Here is a 14,219-nt window from a genome sequence, read left to right on the forward strand (position 1 = left end):
CCGTGGATCCGGGGCGACCGCTCAGGCCGCTGCCCGCGCCAAATCCCATGGATGAAGTCCTCCCTCGCTGCAGCGTGGCCGTTTACGGCCATGTTGAGCGAAAGCTACAGCCTTGAGTCTCCTCCAACCATTGGCGCAGTCTGAGCATCTCTTTTGCAAAATATGAAAAGATCGATGAGCCGCAGGAGCGGTGACGGGTTGAACCTGCCGGCCGCGGGGGCCGACCTAGCAACAGCCCGCCGGCCGGCTGGGAACGAGGTAATTCACGACGATGTTCGACAAAGCCTATCGGCAGCGCCTCGAGGCCGACCTTGCGCAATGGGAAGCCGATGGCGTGATCGCGCCGGCGACGGCCGTCAGCATCCGTAACGCGCTGCCCCCGCTCTCCCCCGGCATCAACATCGCCGTGGTCGTTGGCATCGTCGGCGGCCTCTTGATCGCAGCCGCGTTTCTCGCCTTCGTCGCGGCGCACTGGACGGAGATCGCGCGGCTGATGCGGTTTGCGATCCTGATCGCCGGCATGGTCGTCGCCGGCGGCCTCGGTGCCTGGTTCGCCGCGACGGGGCGCAGCGTTCTCGCCGATCTCTGTGCCAGCATCGGTGCGATCATCTTCGGTGCGGGCATCGCGCTGGTCGGCCAGATGTATCATCTCGGCGAAGACTTTGCCGGCGGCATGCTGTTGTGGTCGATCGGCGCATTCGCCGCAGCGGTGCTGACCGGCTCGCGCGGCGCGCTTGCGGTCGGCCTCGCGGCTGCCTCGATCTGGACCTGCATGCGGGTTTACGATGCGCCTGACGTCCTGCATCTTCCATTCCCAGTGGTCTGGCTGTTCGCCGCAGCGCTCGCCTTTGCCTGGCATTCCCGCGTCGCCGCCCACCTCGTCGCGATCGCGGTGATTCCATGGTGGGTCGCGACGTCGTTTCGCTTCGAGTTCGACGGAGCCCAGCCGTCATTCGTGCTTGCGAACGGTGCGGCCTTGCTGTTCGGCGCCGGGCTCGCGATCGCCGCCGCGCCGTCGCCGAGGGCGCTCCGGCTCGGCAGCGTCCTGTCGATTTACGGCGCGTTTTCGCTGGCCGTCGCCGCGTTCCTGGAGGTGACCACGGTCGACGACATCGTCCGCTTCCGGACCGGTTCTGGTGCGGGCCAGCCGCTGTGGGCCATTGTGTGCGGGGTTGCCGGCGTGATCCTTGCGCTGGCGTCCGCCGGGATCACGAGGCGCGCAGGTGAAGTCCTGGCGGCATGTGCGATCGGGCTGGTGCTGCTCGCGGCGCCGGTCTGGCCGGCATCCATGGCCGGCGAGTCCTGGTTCGCCTATGCCGCGCTGCTCAGCGCCATGCTGTGTCTCGTCGTCTCCGGCATGCTCGATGACGTGCGTCCGCGCATCGTCGCGGGCTGGCTCGGGATTGCCGGGGTTATCGCCGGCATCACCTGGGCGGTGAAGGGATCGCTGCTGCGTCGCTCGGCTTTCCTGGCAGCGGCGGGCGTCGCGGCCGTCGCATTTGCAACCGCGCTCAATCGCATGCTGCCGAGGGCCGAGCGATGACCGAGCTGATCGCATCCGTCGCAAAACTCTGGCAGCGCATCCCGAAAGCCGTGCTGTTCGGTGCCGCCATCCTGATCCAATGCGTGCTGCTGGTTCTGATGGTCGCCGATCGCATGCAGATCCTGCGCGACGGCCGTGAGGTGACCCTGCAGACCCAGCCGGTCGATCCCCGCGATCTCCTGCGCGGTGATTATGTCGTGCTCCGCTACGACATTTCGCAGCTGCCGGCAGGTAGCCTCACTGGGAAACCGTCCGGGACGCGCAATCCCGTCGTTTTCGTCAAGCTCGCGCCCAATGCCAACGGGCTTTACGAGGCCGTCTCGGTGCATGCCGAGCCTGTTCCGGTCACGGCACCCGAAATCCTGATCCGCGGCCGCGTCAGCCATGCCTGCGGTTCGGCCAGCCCCATCTTCTGTGACAAGCTGACGATCAAATACGGTCTCGAAAGCTATTTCGTGCCCGAAGGCGAGGGCAGGACGCTCGAGCAGGCCCGCAACCAGCAGAAGCTGCGCGTCGTCGCCGCCGTGCTGCCCTCAGGTCGCGCCGCCATCAAGCGGCTGCTGCTCGACGGCAAGCCGGTGTATGAGGAGCCCTGGTATTAGGGGGCGATAATCCTCATGCCGCCTTCAGCGCCCGCCGCAGCACGTCCCACATGCGCGGTTCGTTCATGTGCGCCACGTTGAACCGCATGAAGCTCGAGGCGGTCTGTGACACGCTGAACACGTTGCCGGGCGCCAGCACCACGTTGTCCTTGAGCGCCGCCCGCGCGACCTGTGAGGCGTCCTGCCCGCCCGCGAGGCGGCACCAGAGGAACAAGCCGCCGCGCGGCATCAACCAGGGCTCGATGCCAAGGGCCTGAAGTTTTCGCGCGATGTCGCGGCGCGTGCGTGTGAGCCTCTGCCTGAGCTCGTCCATGTGCTTGCGATAGCTGCCGCCGGCCAGCACGTTGGCGATGAGTTCGGTCGCAACCGGGCTCGGGCCGCCAAAGCTGGTCGCGACCTGGAGGTCGACCAATTGCTCGATCCAGTCCGCTCGTCCCGCGATGTAGCCGCAGCGCACCGAGGCCGACAGCGTCTTGGAGAAGCTGCCGATGCGGATCACGCGATTGAGCCCGTCGAGCGCGGCGAGGCGCGGCGAGCGCTCCGGCTCGAAATCGCCAAAGATATCGTCCTCGATGATGGTGAGATCATGCGCGGCGGCCGCCGTCAGAAGCCGGTGCGCGGTCTGCAGCGAGAGCGTTGCGCCGGTCGGGTTGTGCAGCGCTGAATTGGTGATGTAGAGCCGCGGCCGCTCGCTGGCGAGGATCTGCTCGAAGCTTGCGATGTCCGGGCCCGACGGCGTGTATGGCACGCTGATGATCTTCGCCTGATGCGCCCGCAGCAGCGCGCGAAAATTGAAATAGCAGGGATCGTCGACCAGCACCGTGTCGCCGGGGCGGAGCAGGAAGCGGCAGATCAGGTCGGTTGCCTGCGTGCCCGAGCCCGTCAGCATCAGCTGGTTGATCGAGGCCTCGATCTCATCTTCGGCCAGCCGCTTCAGCAATAGCCGGCGCAGGGCGGGCGAGCCGGATGTCGAGCCGTAATTGGTCAAGACGCTCGCATCCGTGCGGGCAAGAGCGCGCGCGGCGCGGCGCAAGGCGTCCTCCGGCATCCAGTCCGGCGGCAGCCAGCCGCAGCCGGGCTTGAGCACACTCTCGTCGGCATCGAGCGATTGCCTGGACACCCAGAACGGATCGACCGCGCGGTCGCGGCGCGGCTCGTCTTCGGTCAACGCCAGCGGCGGCATGACACTCGGCGAAACATAGAAGCCTGAGCCGCGGCGGGCGCGGATCAAGCCCTCGGCCGCCAGGCGGTCATAGGCTTCCACCACCGTGGAGGGTGAAACGCCCATCGTCGCGGCGAGACCCCGGATCGATGGCAGCCGGTCGCCGGCACCGAGCGCGCGGCCGGCGACCCTGGCGCGGATCGCGCTCATCACATCGCTCGTCCGCGTTCCGTTGCGACCTTTGGTTGGCGCGCCGTCCAAAGTGTATGACCTTCCATATCCATACAGTTCGAAAAAATTGTACTGCATTGTCGCTGTCCTTGCCAGCGCGGAAGGCCGAAGATCGTCGTCCAGAAAAAGAGGTGGACATGCAATCGGCGGGCAGTGGCTGGGGCAACGGGCTTCTCGGCGTCATCATCTTCAGCGGCTCGCTGCCGGCGACGCGCGTGGCCGTCGGCGGCTTCTCCGCGCTGTTCCTGACGTCGGCGCGCGCAGTCATTGCCACGCTGATCGGTGCGGCCGTGCTCTTCCTGATCCGTCAATCGCGGCCGGAGCGGCGCGATCTCGCTTCGCTCGCCATCGTCTCGATCGGTGTCGTGGTCGGATTCCCCTTGCTGACCGCGCTCGCGCTCCAGCACATCACCTCCGCGCATTCGATCGTCTTCGTCGGCCTGCTGCCGCTGTCGACCGCCATCTTCGCCGTGCTGCGCGGCGGCGAGCGGCCAAAGCCGCTGTTCTGGCTGTTCGCAATCCTCGGCAGCGCCACGGTGGCCGCCTTTACCCTCTCCGGCGACGGCTCCGCCTCGCTCATTGGCGATCTCCTGATGATCGCGGCGATCGTGCTGTGCGGGCTCGGCTATGCCGAAGGCGCCGTACTGTCGCGCCGCCTCGGCGGCTGGCAGGTGATCTCCTGGGCGCTGCTGCTGGCGCTGCCGCTGATGGTGCCGGTCGTGGTCCTGACCTGGCCGCCGGCATGGAGCGGCGTTGACGCGCCCGCCTGGATCGGGCTCGCCTACGTCTCCGTCTTCAGCATGTTTGTCGGCTTCATCTTCTGGTACCGCGGGCTTGCCATTGGCGGCATCGCCCGCGTCGGTCAGTTGCAGCAGCTGCAGCCGTTCTTCGGCCTCGCACTCGCCGGCTTCCTGCTGCACGAGCCGGTCGCCTGGAGCATGATCGCCGCGACCGCGCTCGTGGTCGTCTGCGTCTTCTTCGCGCGGCGGTTTGCCTGAGGCCGCAGCATCACGCCTGTCCCATCACCGTTCGCGCCTGCGCGCTCTTTGCGAATTTCTTCAGCGGCATCGGCTTGCCGAACAGAAAACCCTGCACGAGCTCGAAGCCGAGCTCGTTCGCGGCGACGAGGTCGGCGCGGCTCTCGACGCCTTCGGCGATGGCGCCGACACCGTAGCCCTGTGCAAGCTCGACGATATGGCGGCACACCGTCCGCTTCAGCCGGTCATCGCCGCTGCCGGTGACGAAGTGCCGGTCGGCCTGCAGCTTGATGAAGGGGATCTTGCCAAGGTCCATCAGCGAGGGCCAGTTGGCGCCGAGATTGGCGATCGACAGGCCGATATTGTGCAGGCGCACTTCGCGGGCGACCTCGACGAGGAGATCGAGGTCGCGGATCGCCTCCTCGCTGTCGATCTCGATCGTCAGTCCGCCGAAGGCCGGATGCGTCGGCACGCGGCGGCACAGATCGCGCACGGCCTGCGGCTCCTTCAGGTAGGAGGCCGGCAGGTTGATCGAGAGATCGACCGGGCCCTGCCGCTCCAGCAGATAGTGCCAGTCCTGCACGGCGCGCTCGATCACGAATTCCGACAGGCTGCGCAGATGCGGATCGTCCGCTTCGGGAATGAAATAGGCGGGCGGCACCACGCCCCAGGTCGGATGCCGCATCCGCACCAGCGCTTCGGCGCCGCTGCGGATCAGCGTCCTCGCGTCGATCTTGGGCTGGTACCACAGCTCGAGCCAGCCGGCATGCAGGGCCTCACCGACATGCACGGCCGGGCTCGGCGCCGGCTCCTCCGGCAGCAGCATCGCCACGCGCTCGCGCAGCGTCTCCGCGGCGAAGGGCGTGGTCAGCGGCGGCAGCATCGCAAGGCCATATTCCTCACCGACCTGCTGCACGGCCCTGACGATGATCGACTCGCGCGCGCCGACGGCGAGGACCTTGCCGTCGAAGGCCTCGCGCACCAATATCTCCAGGAATTTTCCGGGCTCGATGCCGTCGGCGGCGATGCCGAGCAGGATCAGGTCCGGCAGCTCATTGGTCAGCATCGCCTGCAGCTCATCGGGGCTGGCGCACTCGCTGGTGACGAAGCCGAGGTCCTCCAGAACCTCGCTCATGAAGGCGCGCAAATGGCGCTTGCTGTCGGCGACGCAAGCGCGCGGCGTCATCTTTCGCCGCCCGAAGGTTTTGGGCCTTCGTCCGGCGAGCTCAACAATTTTATCGTTCATCGCAAACCACTCCCGTTCCGCGACCGGTGTTAGCGACGGGAGCAGTTTCAAATATGGAGAGCTTCAGCCGATTGTTGAATTATCTGGGTAACGTTAAAGCGCGCACCACGTCTAAAATTGTTCAGATCTCGTTGGAGAAGTTTTTACGTCTGGCCGCACATGACGGCTGCGTGACGCCGTCATCGTGGAAGAATCTCGAATGATGCGGCTCGTTGCCGGCGTGAGGCCGGTGTCCTGCAATAGGACGAAGCCGTTCGCGTTTCGCCCAATTGAATAATGGACGCCTCAATTGCTTGTGGCCTTGTCGTGTTGAGCCATCCCGACCGCCTTGTAGTCGTAGGTCGGATAGAACTCGGTGCGGTAGGGACCCCACGCGGTGTCTTCGACGACGCGATTGACCTCGCGCAGCCGCGAGGCCGGCAGGCGCAGCGTGACGACCTGGCCGATGCCCATCATCACGTACCAGCTCACGACCTCGACGCCGGGTGGCGGAAACGCCTTGCGGAAGCCCTGCTTGTCGAGCTGCGCATTCAATTCGCTCAAGGGACGCGACTGGTCGTGCTTGAAGAAGATGGTGAGCAGCACCGCATTGTCCGCGGTTGGCGCCGCATCGCCCTGCGGCGGCGACGTCTGTGCCATCGTCGTCGATGTCAGCGCCAACGCGACCGTCAGCAGGGCAGCCATCGTCAACATCCGTCGGTTCGACCTCATCGCGGATTCCTTCCCAATGCTCGTGCGATGCACCGGAGAATAGGAGCGATGGCATGGCCGACGAACTCATTTTCGCGCGATGCGCGCATGTTTCGTCTTCGCTCGTGACGGTTCTGCGACAATGCGCGCGAGCGTGACGGCGCGAATGTGAAACACATCACATGTGGACTGCCGCATCTGCGCTATTGCTCCGCTCAGCCGGTGGTGGGCTGTGCTTAGGATTACAGCTATGTCGATGCGGCGAATGATGTATTGGTGGTTCAGGTTCGTGCTGTCGGGGCGATTTATGGATCGCTTCCTGTGCCTGTCGCGTTAGCCGCGCTACGCAACGTGGCCCTTCGCGGCCGAACCCCGATCTAAAGCATGATCCGGAAAAGTGCGAAGCGGTTTTCCGGAAAGATCATGCGTAAACAGCAACCTGAAGCGCGATGACGATTCATCCAAATCTCATCGCGCTTTAGGTCTGCCCGATCAATTTGCGAAACGCCGCCGCGCCGTCCTGCACGGCGTCGCGCCCCTTCCAGGCGAGATAGGAGAGCTTGCCGCCGAGCGTGTCGTGGCTGCGCAGCCGGCGCGAGCCGAGGACGTGGCCGACATTGTCCGGGAAGCGGCTCACCTCGGCGGACACCAGCGCCGCGATCGCGTCCATCAATTGCTGGAGGCGGATGCCCCATTCGCTGGCCTCGAGACCGTCGATGCGGACCTTGAGCGCATATTCGGTGTCGTAGATCTCGGCGAGCAGGTCGCGGGCGACCAGCACCCGGTTGTGCCGGAGCGCGACCCTGAGCGCGAGGCGCTTGTCGTCGAGCCGGTCGAGCACCATGGGCACGACGCAGGCGTAGGGCGTGGCGGCGACGTCGGCCGCGGCCTTGCTCGCGGCGGCCTTGGTGGCAAGACGTACCAATTGCCAGGACGTCTTCAACCGCCGAGCCACCAGCGCCAGCGCAAAGGGCAGCGCATCCGGGTGAGATTTCTTGAAGGCATCGAGCTGTGCGGTAATCTGCGCGACCCGGCCGTCGTCGAATTTCGCGATCTTCTCCGGCAGCTTTTCGTTGAACTTCGGCAGCGCGTCGCCGGCGCGCAGCACATGCTGCATCTTCCTCACGTCGTCGAAGGCGGTGCGCGAGGCCGTGTATTGCGCGAGCTTGCCGCGGGCGAGCTCGGTGCTCTCCTGCGAGGCGAGGGTGTTCTCGAGCACCTTGATGACCTTGGTCTGGAAGTTCGATGCGATCTTCTGCACTTCCTTCGGGTTGTTGGCGGCGACCTGGTCGTTGATCGCCTTGATGTAGTCGCGCGCCATGGTCGGCAGCAGGTCGCGGCAGATCCACTCCCAGATCGGGGTGAGGGTGTTGCGCGAAATGCGTCCCGCATTGGCATGCTCGGGCGCGCCGTCGATCAGCAAGAGCTCGAGCGGCGCGAAGAAATAGCGCGAGGGGCTGGTGGCGCGCGCCTGGGTCGATCCGTCCTTGCGAAATTCGGCGCGCAGGCGAGCCTGGACCTCGGTCGAGCCGGGCATGTCGATGCCGCACAGCTCGAGTCGCTCGAGCTCGCTGAGCAGACAGCTGCGCGACAGCGGCGTCAGCCTCTGCAGGAATTCCGACAGCCGATCGATCTCGTTCATGGCACGCAATCTTCCGCAACGATTCCAGCAGGCCTACCGGCCCAATGCATGGAGGCATTTGCGCGCTCTCAATCGTGACCTAGAGAAGCAAGTCGCCGTTAATTAATCCGTAAAATCCGGGGGCCCGGGCGGCCGGCCGGGGTGGCCGATCGAGGAGACTTCGGCCTGTTTGGCGGGGATTTGGGCGAAGTTCTCAACCCTTGCGTGGTTGAGGCAAGCCTCGCGCAAGCATAAATTGTGCCGATGTCGAGGTTTTAGCGCAAAACTGACAAAATCACCGTAGTCTTACGGAGCAAAAAGTTAACCACAGACCGGTCCCGGTTCCGCTAAACAGGTCACATGGGGTCACAGAATGATACGGCCGCCGATTCGCGGCCGTCGGAATGGTACGAAAGCAGCACCGCTCCAGCTGAAGAGCTCGATTTCGTCCGCCTGAACGCCGCCCGGGCCAAAGCGGCCGACGAAATGGCGGCCGCCATCGCCCGCGAGCTCAACGGGCCCCTGACTGCGCTCCTGCTCTACATGGGCGAGATCAAGCATCACAGCGATCAGCTCGCGCCGGTCACGGCCGACCGCGCCTATCTGCAGCGGGTGGTGGAGAATGCGCTGACGCAGACCGAGCGCGTCTGCGGCCTGGTCAAGCAGCTTGCCGGTCCCCACAAGGGTGCCTTGCCGATTCCGTCCCGGATCGAAGACGCAGAACCGAACGCCCTCCGCGCACAGCAAGCCCAGCGCGTGCCGAGCGCCGAACTGGTGGGCTTGTCGGGCCAGAAGCGGCTGACCAAGCGCGAACGCGAGGTGCTGCGCCTGATCAGCGAGGGCTATTCGAACAAGCAGGGTGCGCTTCGGATGCAGATCAGTCCGCGCACGTTCGAGAGCCATCGCGCCGAGGCGATGCGCAAGCTCGGTGCGCGCAACACCGCGGATCTCGTCCGCGCGGCACTGCTGCATTCGATCGATTGAGGTTCCTGTCTTGCGCCGCCGCGGGCGGCGACACGGGAGAAGCCCGATCGCGGTCAGAAATAATCTTCAGCGAAGGGACGCGCGCGCGATGTGGGCCGCAGCGGCTTGAGCTCTTCCTTCGGCGCGTTCGGGATGATCGTGATGGTCCAGCGCGGAGGGATGCTCGATTCCTGCTCCAGCACCGAGCGCACGAAGCCAGTCACCGTCGACTCGCCGGATTTCACGGTCGCCATCCGGCCGTTGAACTGGGCGATGCGGAAGCGACGGACCTCCTTCTGGTCCGCAGTCTCATAGGTGAACATGGAAACCCTCCTGGTTTCCCGCGACTATCGCTACCTATGATTAGCCATCTCTAAAAATCACAAACCGTAGAAGTACGGCGGGTTTAGCCCGCGCTTTAGCCTTGCGGCTCCTGCGCGCGCGCGGCTTCGTAGGCGGCGTCCATCTGCTCTAGGAGATCGCGGAATTCGGCATCGCCGAGCGTCTCTGCGGTCCTCTCCAGTCGCAGCGCCAGCGCCGCGAGCCTGACATAGCCGAACGTCCCGGCCGCGCTCTTCAGCGAATGCGCCTCGCGCGCGATCTTGCCGTGCTGCTGCGCCAGCAAAAGCCTGCGGAACAGCTGCAGGCGTGCGCTGGTCTCGCTCCAGAACACGGCGCGCACTTCACCGGCGCCGTCCTCGCCGATCTCGCGCACCAGCGCCGCGTACGCGCCCGGCTCGCGCGCGGGCTCGAAATCGAAGGTTCCCTGCGCGGGGGCAACGGTCACGTCAAACATGGTCTCGCCCTGGTCACGGTTCGTTGGTCGCGCGGCGCATGCGGCGCGGCTCGCCCCGTGTCTAGGGCATTTGAATTTCAGTTCCGGTAGCAGGACGGAAGGTGTTTGCCGGCCGCCGTTAGTCCCAGGTTTACCACGTGCCGCTCAGGGCTGGCCGAGCAGCCGGTCGTACTGGGCCTTCACGGTGGCGTAGCACTCGCACGCCGTCTGGCGCAGGCCGTCCAGGTTCAGGATCTGGATGTGCCCGCGGCTGTAGTGGATGAAATTGGCATGCTGCAAGCTGTTGGCGACCAGCGACACGCTGTTGCGCCGCGCTCCGATCATCTGCGCCATCGCCTCCTGGGTCAGCAGCAGCCGGTAGTCGCCGGACAGATCATGGGTGTGCAACAGGCAGCGCGACAGCCGCGCTTCCACCGGATGGGTGGCGTTGCAGCCCGCAGTCTGCTGGACCTGTGCGTAGACTGCCAGCCCGTGGCGCGTGAGCAAGGTGCGCAGGGTTCCGCTCTGGTCGGTCGCGGCGCGCAGCCGGTCGAGGTCCATCACGGATGCGGTGCCGGGAACCAGCACGATCGCCGTATTCAGTGCGCATGCATCGCCCATGGCCGACAGCGCACCAAGCACGCTGTCGCGGCCGATCATGGCGACCTGCACATGCTCGCCCTTGGCGAGCTTCACCACCAGCGAGATGACGCCGCGGTGCGGAAAGTAAGCGCGCGTGAGCGTCTCGCCGGCCTCGACCAGCACGGCCTCATGCGGCAGCTCGATCGTGCGCAGGTATGGGCGGAGCAGGTCATAGTCGTCCGCCGACAGCGCGGACAGGAAACCGTTGGATGGGCGCACCATCGTTTCCAAAGCTGCCTCCCGTCTCCTGCATCGATTGAGCCGCGGCAAGCGAAATTGCTCCCGACGCGGGTAAGTTCCATCATGTTCACGTCGGGATATATTGGCAATTGGGACAAGTTGTCCGGGGGCAGCGATCGTGCCTGCGGCGCTGTGTTCACCGCGGCATGCAGATGGCCGCGCTTCAGCTCGCTTCACTGCGGTGCTCCGAGCAGGCGCGAATGCGACGCCTTGACCGTCGAGTAGCAGTCGCAGGATGTCGCCTTCAGCGCAGCCAGATCGAGGATTTCGATCTGCCCGCGGGTGTAGCGAATGATGCCGGCCAGCTGCAGCGCATGCGCGACCATGGAAATGGCGTTGCGCCGGACGCCCATCATCTGCGCCAGCGCTTCCTGTGTCAGCGGGAGGCTTGCGCTGTCGGACAGGTCGCGGGCTCGCAATAGCCAGCGCGCCAGCCGCGCTTCGACCGGATGCAGCGTGTTGCAGAGCAACGACTGCTGCGCATGCGCAAGCAGCACCTGCTCATGACGCACCATCAGGTTTCGAAACGACAGGCTTGCGGCGGCGATGGTCCGGAATGCGGCGACTTCCAGTGTAGATGCAGTGCCGGGGAACAGCACGACCGCGTCCGTCGGTGCGATGCCGTCGGCAAGCGCCGCGCCGCTGCCGACGACGCTGTCGCGTCCCAGCATCGCGACCTCGATCGTCTGTCCTTCGGACAAGCTCACCGAGATTGAAACGGAACCGCCATGCGGGAAGTAGACGTATCTCAGCGCGGCGCCGGCCTCGCCCAGGACAGATTCCCTGACCATTTCGACTGTCGCCAGATGGGGGCGCAGCCGATCGAAATCTGCCGCGTCGAGCATTTGCAGCATCTGGTTGGGCGGGCGGCCACTCACGGTCATGCAGAATCAATTCCAATGCGTTCAAGCCACGATCGGAGCCGCGCCCTTCCGTCACTCAGTTGCACGGCAAACAAATCCTATTCTAGAGGTTGTGGGAGTGTCTATATACCCGTTAGGGGGCAGACACGCCGGCGCATTCGCGGCGGAAATAAGAGTTGCGTGCTGATTCGCGCACGCGGCTGGCGTGCAATCCAACGGCGCCAGTCGGGAAGAACCGGCAGGGGGGCCTCGATGAGCCGGAAGCTTTCGGTCGGCGGCACACATTGCGTTGCCAATGCCATCGGACGTCGGGCGATCCGCGCCGCCTCCCTTGCCCACCAACTCACATTAATCGCCAGCGATTGCTTCGCGCCCTTCAATGACGCCGCCACATATTTCGCGTCCGTCGTCGCCTTTTTCCTGGCTCCGCCACCGGCGTTCGCAACCGTCAATATTTCGATCTAAACCAGAGGAGAACGGCGTGTCCCACGGTTCAATTCTTGAATCGCCGAAGCGGGAAATTCAAACGGGGACAGAATGTCTGCGCCATATTCTCGTTGTCGACGACGACCCGATGGTGTGCATGGCCATGGAGGTCTATCTCCAGCGCAACCATTTTCGAGTGACGATTGCCGAAGGAGGTGAAGCAGGACTGCGGGCTCTCGAACACGAACAGTTCGATCTGATGATCGTCGACATCTTCATGCCGCACATGCGCGGTTTCGAATCGATCAGGGTCTTCCACGAGCGCGCGCCTGCCATTCCGCTGATCGCGATGTCCGGCTACGCATTCGCAAATCTGAACTCACCCGCTCCTGACTTCCTCCGGATGGCGCTCGAGCTCGGCGCGGCACGCTGTCTGCGCAAGCCGTTCACGCCGCATGCGCTGCTCGCCGCCATCAACGATTGCCTCGCGGAGCACCGTCCCGACGATGTCGCCGCGGCCGCGCGCCTCGGTTAGCGCGGCGCCGGTTGCATCGGCGGCGGGGTAAGCATTCGTTTACTCTAAATGCGGATCTTGCGGATCGCGACAGATCGCGACGCGATGGCCAACTGGGCATCCGCGATCGCCGTGGATTTCACGCGCGCTGCGCCTATCGTCCTTCACAACCAGCATTTTTTCGCGCGCATCGAGCCGCCTCTCCCGGCACGTTTACCCAACGTTAATTGCCGTCACGGCGCGGTGCCGGTTTTGCCGAAAAGCGTTGCCGCGCGCGGCCGAACAGCAAACTTCTCTTCAATATCCGTATTAGCACGGAGGATGAAATTAACGGGACCGTGAAAGGGGTTGTCTAACGATCCAAAGCGAAGACTTCCGCCGAACTCCAGGCGCGGCTCAGGCGTCGAAGTCCAGCTCAGTAAGGCGTACCCCATGGATGATCTGTTGCGGGAGTTTTTGACGGAGACCAGCGAGAGCCTGGACACCGTCGACAATCAGCTGGTGAAGTTCGAGCAGGAGCCGAACAACGCCAAGATCCTGGATAACATCTTCCGCCTGGTCCACACCATCAAGGGTACGTGCGGCTTCCTCGGCCTGCCGCGGCTCGAAGCGCTGGCGCATGCCGGCGAGACGCTGATGGGCAAATTCCGCGACGGCATGCCTGTGACCGCCGAAGCGGTGACGGTGATCCTGTCCTCGATCGACCGCATCAAGGAGATTCTGGCCGGCTTAGAGGCAACCGAGGCCGAGCCCGAGGGTACCGACCGCGATCTCATCGACAAGCTGGAAGCGATGGTCGAGCAGGGCATGGCCGCAATGGCCGCCGGCGCTGCTGCTCCTGTTGCCGACGCTCCGCCGCTGGCGCCGGAAGCGCCTGTTGCCGCCGCGCCCGCCAAGGAGATGACCACGGGCTCGCTGATCGACCAGACCCTGGAGCGCCCCTTGCGCCCCGGCGAGGTCTCGCTCGACGAGCTCGAGCGCGCCTTCCGCGAGACCGCGATCGAGGCGCCGGTCCCCGCGCCCGTCGCGAAAGCCGAAGCCAAGGCTGAGCCCGCCCCCGCTGCCGAGGCTCCGGCGCCCGCCGCGAAGGAAGCTGCAAAGCCCGCCAAGGAGAAGGCCGCGCCGAAGAAGTCGATGGCCGACGAGACCGCCGTCGAGGGCGACCGCATCGCCAACCAGTCGATCCGCGTCAACGTGGATACGCTGGAGCATCTGATGACCATGGTCTCCGAGCTGGTCTTGACCCGCAACCAGCTGCTGGAGATCTCCCGCCGCAACGAGGACACCGAGTTCAAGGTGCCGCTGCAGCGCCTCTCCAACGTCACCGCCGAGCTGCAGGAAGGCGTCATGAAGACGCGCATGCAGCCGATCGGCAATGCCTGGCAGAAGCTGCCCCGCATCGTCCGCGACCTGTCGAGCGAACTCGGCAAGCAGATCGAATTGGAGATGCACGGCGCCGACACCGAGCTCGACCGTCAGGTGCTCGATTTGATCAAGGACCCGCTCACCCACATGGTGCGCAACTCCGCCGATCATGGCCTCGAGACCCCCGCCGAGCGCTTGGCCAGCGGCAAGGGCGAGCAGGGCACCATCCGCCTGTCCGCCTATCACGAGGGCGGCCACATCATCATCTGCATCGCCGACAACGGCCGCGGCCTCAACACCGAGAAGATCAAGGCCAAGGCCATCTCCTCAGGTCTCGTCACCGAGGCTGAGCTGGAGAA

15 protein-coding genes are annotated in these 14,219 nt (G+C 64.9%); 7 read left to right on the forward strand and 8 right to left on the reverse strand.

Features of this window, described 5'->3' with window-relative positions:
* Positions 1-271: 271 nt before the first annotated feature.
* Entirely contained in the window at positions 272-1,543 is a 1,272-nt protein-coding gene (locus JQ635_RS15630; RefSeq protein WP_211410726.1) for a DUF2157 domain-containing protein, read from the forward strand.
* The gene (locus tag JQ635_RS15635; RefSeq protein WP_211410727.1) at positions 1,540-2,145 is read left to right on the forward strand and encodes a GDYXXLXY domain-containing protein; all 606 of its coding nucleotides are present in this window, start codon (positions 1,540-1,542) and stop codon (positions 2,143-2,145) included. The genes JQ635_RS15630 and JQ635_RS15635 overlap by 4 nt, the downstream gene beginning before the upstream one ends.
* A 13-nt stretch (positions 2,146-2,158) precedes the next feature.
* Here JQ635_RS15635 and JQ635_RS15640 read toward each other — a convergent pair whose 3' ends face one another.
* Positions 2,159-3,517 carry a PLP-dependent aminotransferase family protein gene (locus JQ635_RS15640; RefSeq protein ID WP_433996565.1) on the reverse strand — a complete coding sequence of 453 codons (1,359 nt, stop codon included), beginning with the start codon at positions 3,515-3,517 and terminating at the stop codon, positions 2,159-2,161.
* Positions 3,518-3,675: 158 nt separating this feature from the next.
* Between JQ635_RS15640 and JQ635_RS15645 the strand changes: the two genes are divergently transcribed.
* Positions 3,676-4,536: a DMT family transporter gene (locus JQ635_RS15645; protein ID WP_211410729.1), complete on the forward strand. Its 861-nt coding sequence runs from the start codon at positions 3,676-3,678 to the stop codon at positions 4,534-4,536.
* Positions 4,537-4,546: 10 nt separating this feature from the next.
* On the opposite strand, the gene JQ635_RS15650 is transcribed toward JQ635_RS15645, so the two are convergent.
* The 3 genes from JQ635_RS15650 to JQ635_RS15660 form a co-directional block, all read right to left on the reverse strand.
* Positions 4,547-5,761: an EAL domain-containing response regulator gene (locus JQ635_RS15650; RefSeq protein ID WP_211410730.1), complete on the reverse strand. Its 1,215-nt coding sequence runs from the start codon at positions 5,759-5,761 to the stop codon at positions 4,547-4,549.
* A 285-nt stretch (positions 5,762-6,046) separates the two neighbouring features.
* On the reverse strand, positions 6,047-6,472 hold the full coding sequence (locus JQ635_RS15655) for a hypothetical protein (protein ID WP_211410731.1): 426 nt from the start codon (positions 6,470-6,472) through the stop codon (positions 6,047-6,049).
* 457 nt (positions 6,473-6,929) lie between these two features.
* Positions 6,930-8,093, reverse strand: a complete 1,164-nt coding sequence (locus JQ635_RS15660; RefSeq protein ID WP_211410732.1) for a hypothetical protein — start codon at positions 8,091-8,093, stop codon at positions 6,930-6,932.
* A gap of 339 nt (positions 8,094-8,432) precedes the next feature.
* On the opposite strand from JQ635_RS15660, the gene JQ635_RS15665 reads away from it, so the two are divergent.
* Positions 8,433-9,056, forward strand: coding sequence for a helix-turn-helix domain-containing protein (locus tag JQ635_RS15665; protein ID WP_211410733.1), 624 nt, complete (start codon positions 8,433-8,435; stop codon positions 9,054-9,056).
* 53 nt (positions 9,057-9,109) lie between these two features.
* Here the strand turns inward: JQ635_RS15665 and JQ635_RS15670 are convergent, their stop codons facing one another.
* The 4 genes from JQ635_RS15670 to JQ635_RS15685 all read right to left on the reverse strand — a co-directional run bounded on the left by JQ635_RS15670 (position 9,110) and on the right by JQ635_RS15685 (position 11,576).
* The gene (locus JQ635_RS15670; RefSeq protein WP_211410734.1) at positions 9,110-9,358 is read right to left on the reverse strand and encodes a hypothetical protein; all 249 of its coding nucleotides are present in this window, start codon (positions 9,356-9,358) and stop codon (positions 9,110-9,112) included.
* A gap of 95 nt (positions 9,359-9,453) precedes the next feature.
* Complete coding sequence (locus tag JQ635_RS15675; protein ID WP_211410735.1) at positions 9,454-9,831, reverse strand: Hpt domain-containing protein; 378 nt, start codon at positions 9,829-9,831, stop codon at positions 9,454-9,456.
* A 144-nt stretch (positions 9,832-9,975) separates the two neighbouring features.
* A complete protein-coding gene (locus JQ635_RS15680) occupies positions 9,976-10,674 on the reverse strand; it encodes a Crp/Fnr family transcriptional regulator (RefSeq protein ID WP_211410736.1) in 699 nt (232 codons plus the stop codon).
* Between the two features lie 191 nt (positions 10,675-10,865).
* Entirely contained in the window at positions 10,866-11,576 is a 711-nt protein-coding gene (locus tag JQ635_RS15685; RefSeq protein ID WP_211410737.1) for a Crp/Fnr family transcriptional regulator, read from the reverse strand.
* Between the two features lie 231 nt (positions 11,577-11,807).
* Here JQ635_RS15685 and JQ635_RS15690 point away from each other — a divergent pair, with 231 nt between their 5' ends.
* From JQ635_RS15690 to JQ635_RS15700, 3 genes are all read left to right on the forward strand, one after another.
* Positions 11,808-12,020, forward strand: a complete 213-nt coding sequence (locus JQ635_RS15690; RefSeq protein ID WP_211410738.1) for a hypothetical protein — start codon at positions 11,808-11,810, stop codon at positions 12,018-12,020.
* 76 nt (positions 12,021-12,096) lie between these two features.
* Entirely contained in the window at positions 12,097-12,516 is a 420-nt protein-coding gene (locus JQ635_RS15695; RefSeq protein WP_211410747.1) for a response regulator, read from the forward strand.
* Between the two features lie 411 nt (positions 12,517-12,927).
* The coding region (locus JQ635_RS15700) for a chemotaxis protein CheA (protein ID WP_211410739.1) at positions 12,928-14,219 on the forward strand (1,292 nt) is incomplete at its 3' end.

This window comes from Bradyrhizobium iriomotense (genome assembly GCF_018130765.1).
Classification (GTDB): Bacteria; Pseudomonadota; Alphaproteobacteria; order Rhizobiales; family Xanthobacteraceae; genus Bradyrhizobium; species Bradyrhizobium iriomotense_A.

Excerpts from the sequence above, each read along its gene's own strand:
- JQ635_RS15630 (WP_211410726.1), top strand. The coding sequence starts at position 272 with ATGTTCGACAAAGCCTATCGGCAGCGCCTCGAGGCCGACCTTGCGCAA.
- JQ635_RS15635 (WP_211410727.1), top strand. The coding sequence starts at position 1,540 with ATGACCGAGCTGATCGCATCCGTCGCAAAACTCTGGCAGCGCATCCCG.
- JQ635_RS15640 (WP_433996565.1), bottom strand. The coding sequence starts at position 3,517 with ATGAGCGCGATCCGCGCCAGGGTCGCCGGCCGCGCGCTCGGTGCCGGC.
- JQ635_RS15645 (WP_211410729.1), top strand. The coding sequence starts at position 3,676 with ATGCAATCGGCGGGCAGTGGCTGGGGCAACGGGCTTCTCGGCGTCATC.
- JQ635_RS15650 (WP_211410730.1), bottom strand. The coding sequence starts at position 5,761 with ATGAACGATAAAATTGTTGAGCTCGCCGGACGAAGGCCCAAAACCTTC.
- JQ635_RS15655 (WP_211410731.1), bottom strand. The coding sequence starts at position 6,472 with ATGAGGTCGAACCGACGGATGTTGACGATGGCTGCCCTGCTGACGGTC.
- JQ635_RS15660 (WP_211410732.1), bottom strand. The coding sequence starts at position 8,093 with ATGAACGAGATCGATCGGCTGTCGGAATTCCTGCAGAGGCTGACGCCG.
- JQ635_RS15665 (WP_211410733.1), top strand. The coding sequence starts at position 8,433 with ATGGGGTCACAGAATGATACGGCCGCCGATTCGCGGCCGTCGGAATGG.
- JQ635_RS15670 (WP_211410734.1), bottom strand. The coding sequence starts at position 9,358 with ATGTTCACCTATGAGACTGCGGACCAGAAGGAGGTCCGTCGCTTCCGC.
- JQ635_RS15675 (WP_211410735.1), bottom strand. The coding sequence starts at position 9,831 with ATGTTTGACGTGACCGTTGCCCCCGCGCAGGGAACCTTCGATTTCGAG.
- JQ635_RS15680 (WP_211410736.1), bottom strand. The coding sequence starts at position 10,674 with ATGGTGCGCCCATCCAACGGTTTCCTGTCCGCGCTGTCGGCGGACGAC.
- JQ635_RS15685 (WP_211410737.1), bottom strand. The coding sequence starts at position 11,576 with ATGACCGTGAGTGGCCGCCCGCCCAACCAGATGCTGCAAATGCTCGAC.
- JQ635_RS15690 (WP_211410738.1), top strand. The coding sequence starts at position 11,808 with ATGAGCCGGAAGCTTTCGGTCGGCGGCACACATTGCGTTGCCAATGCC.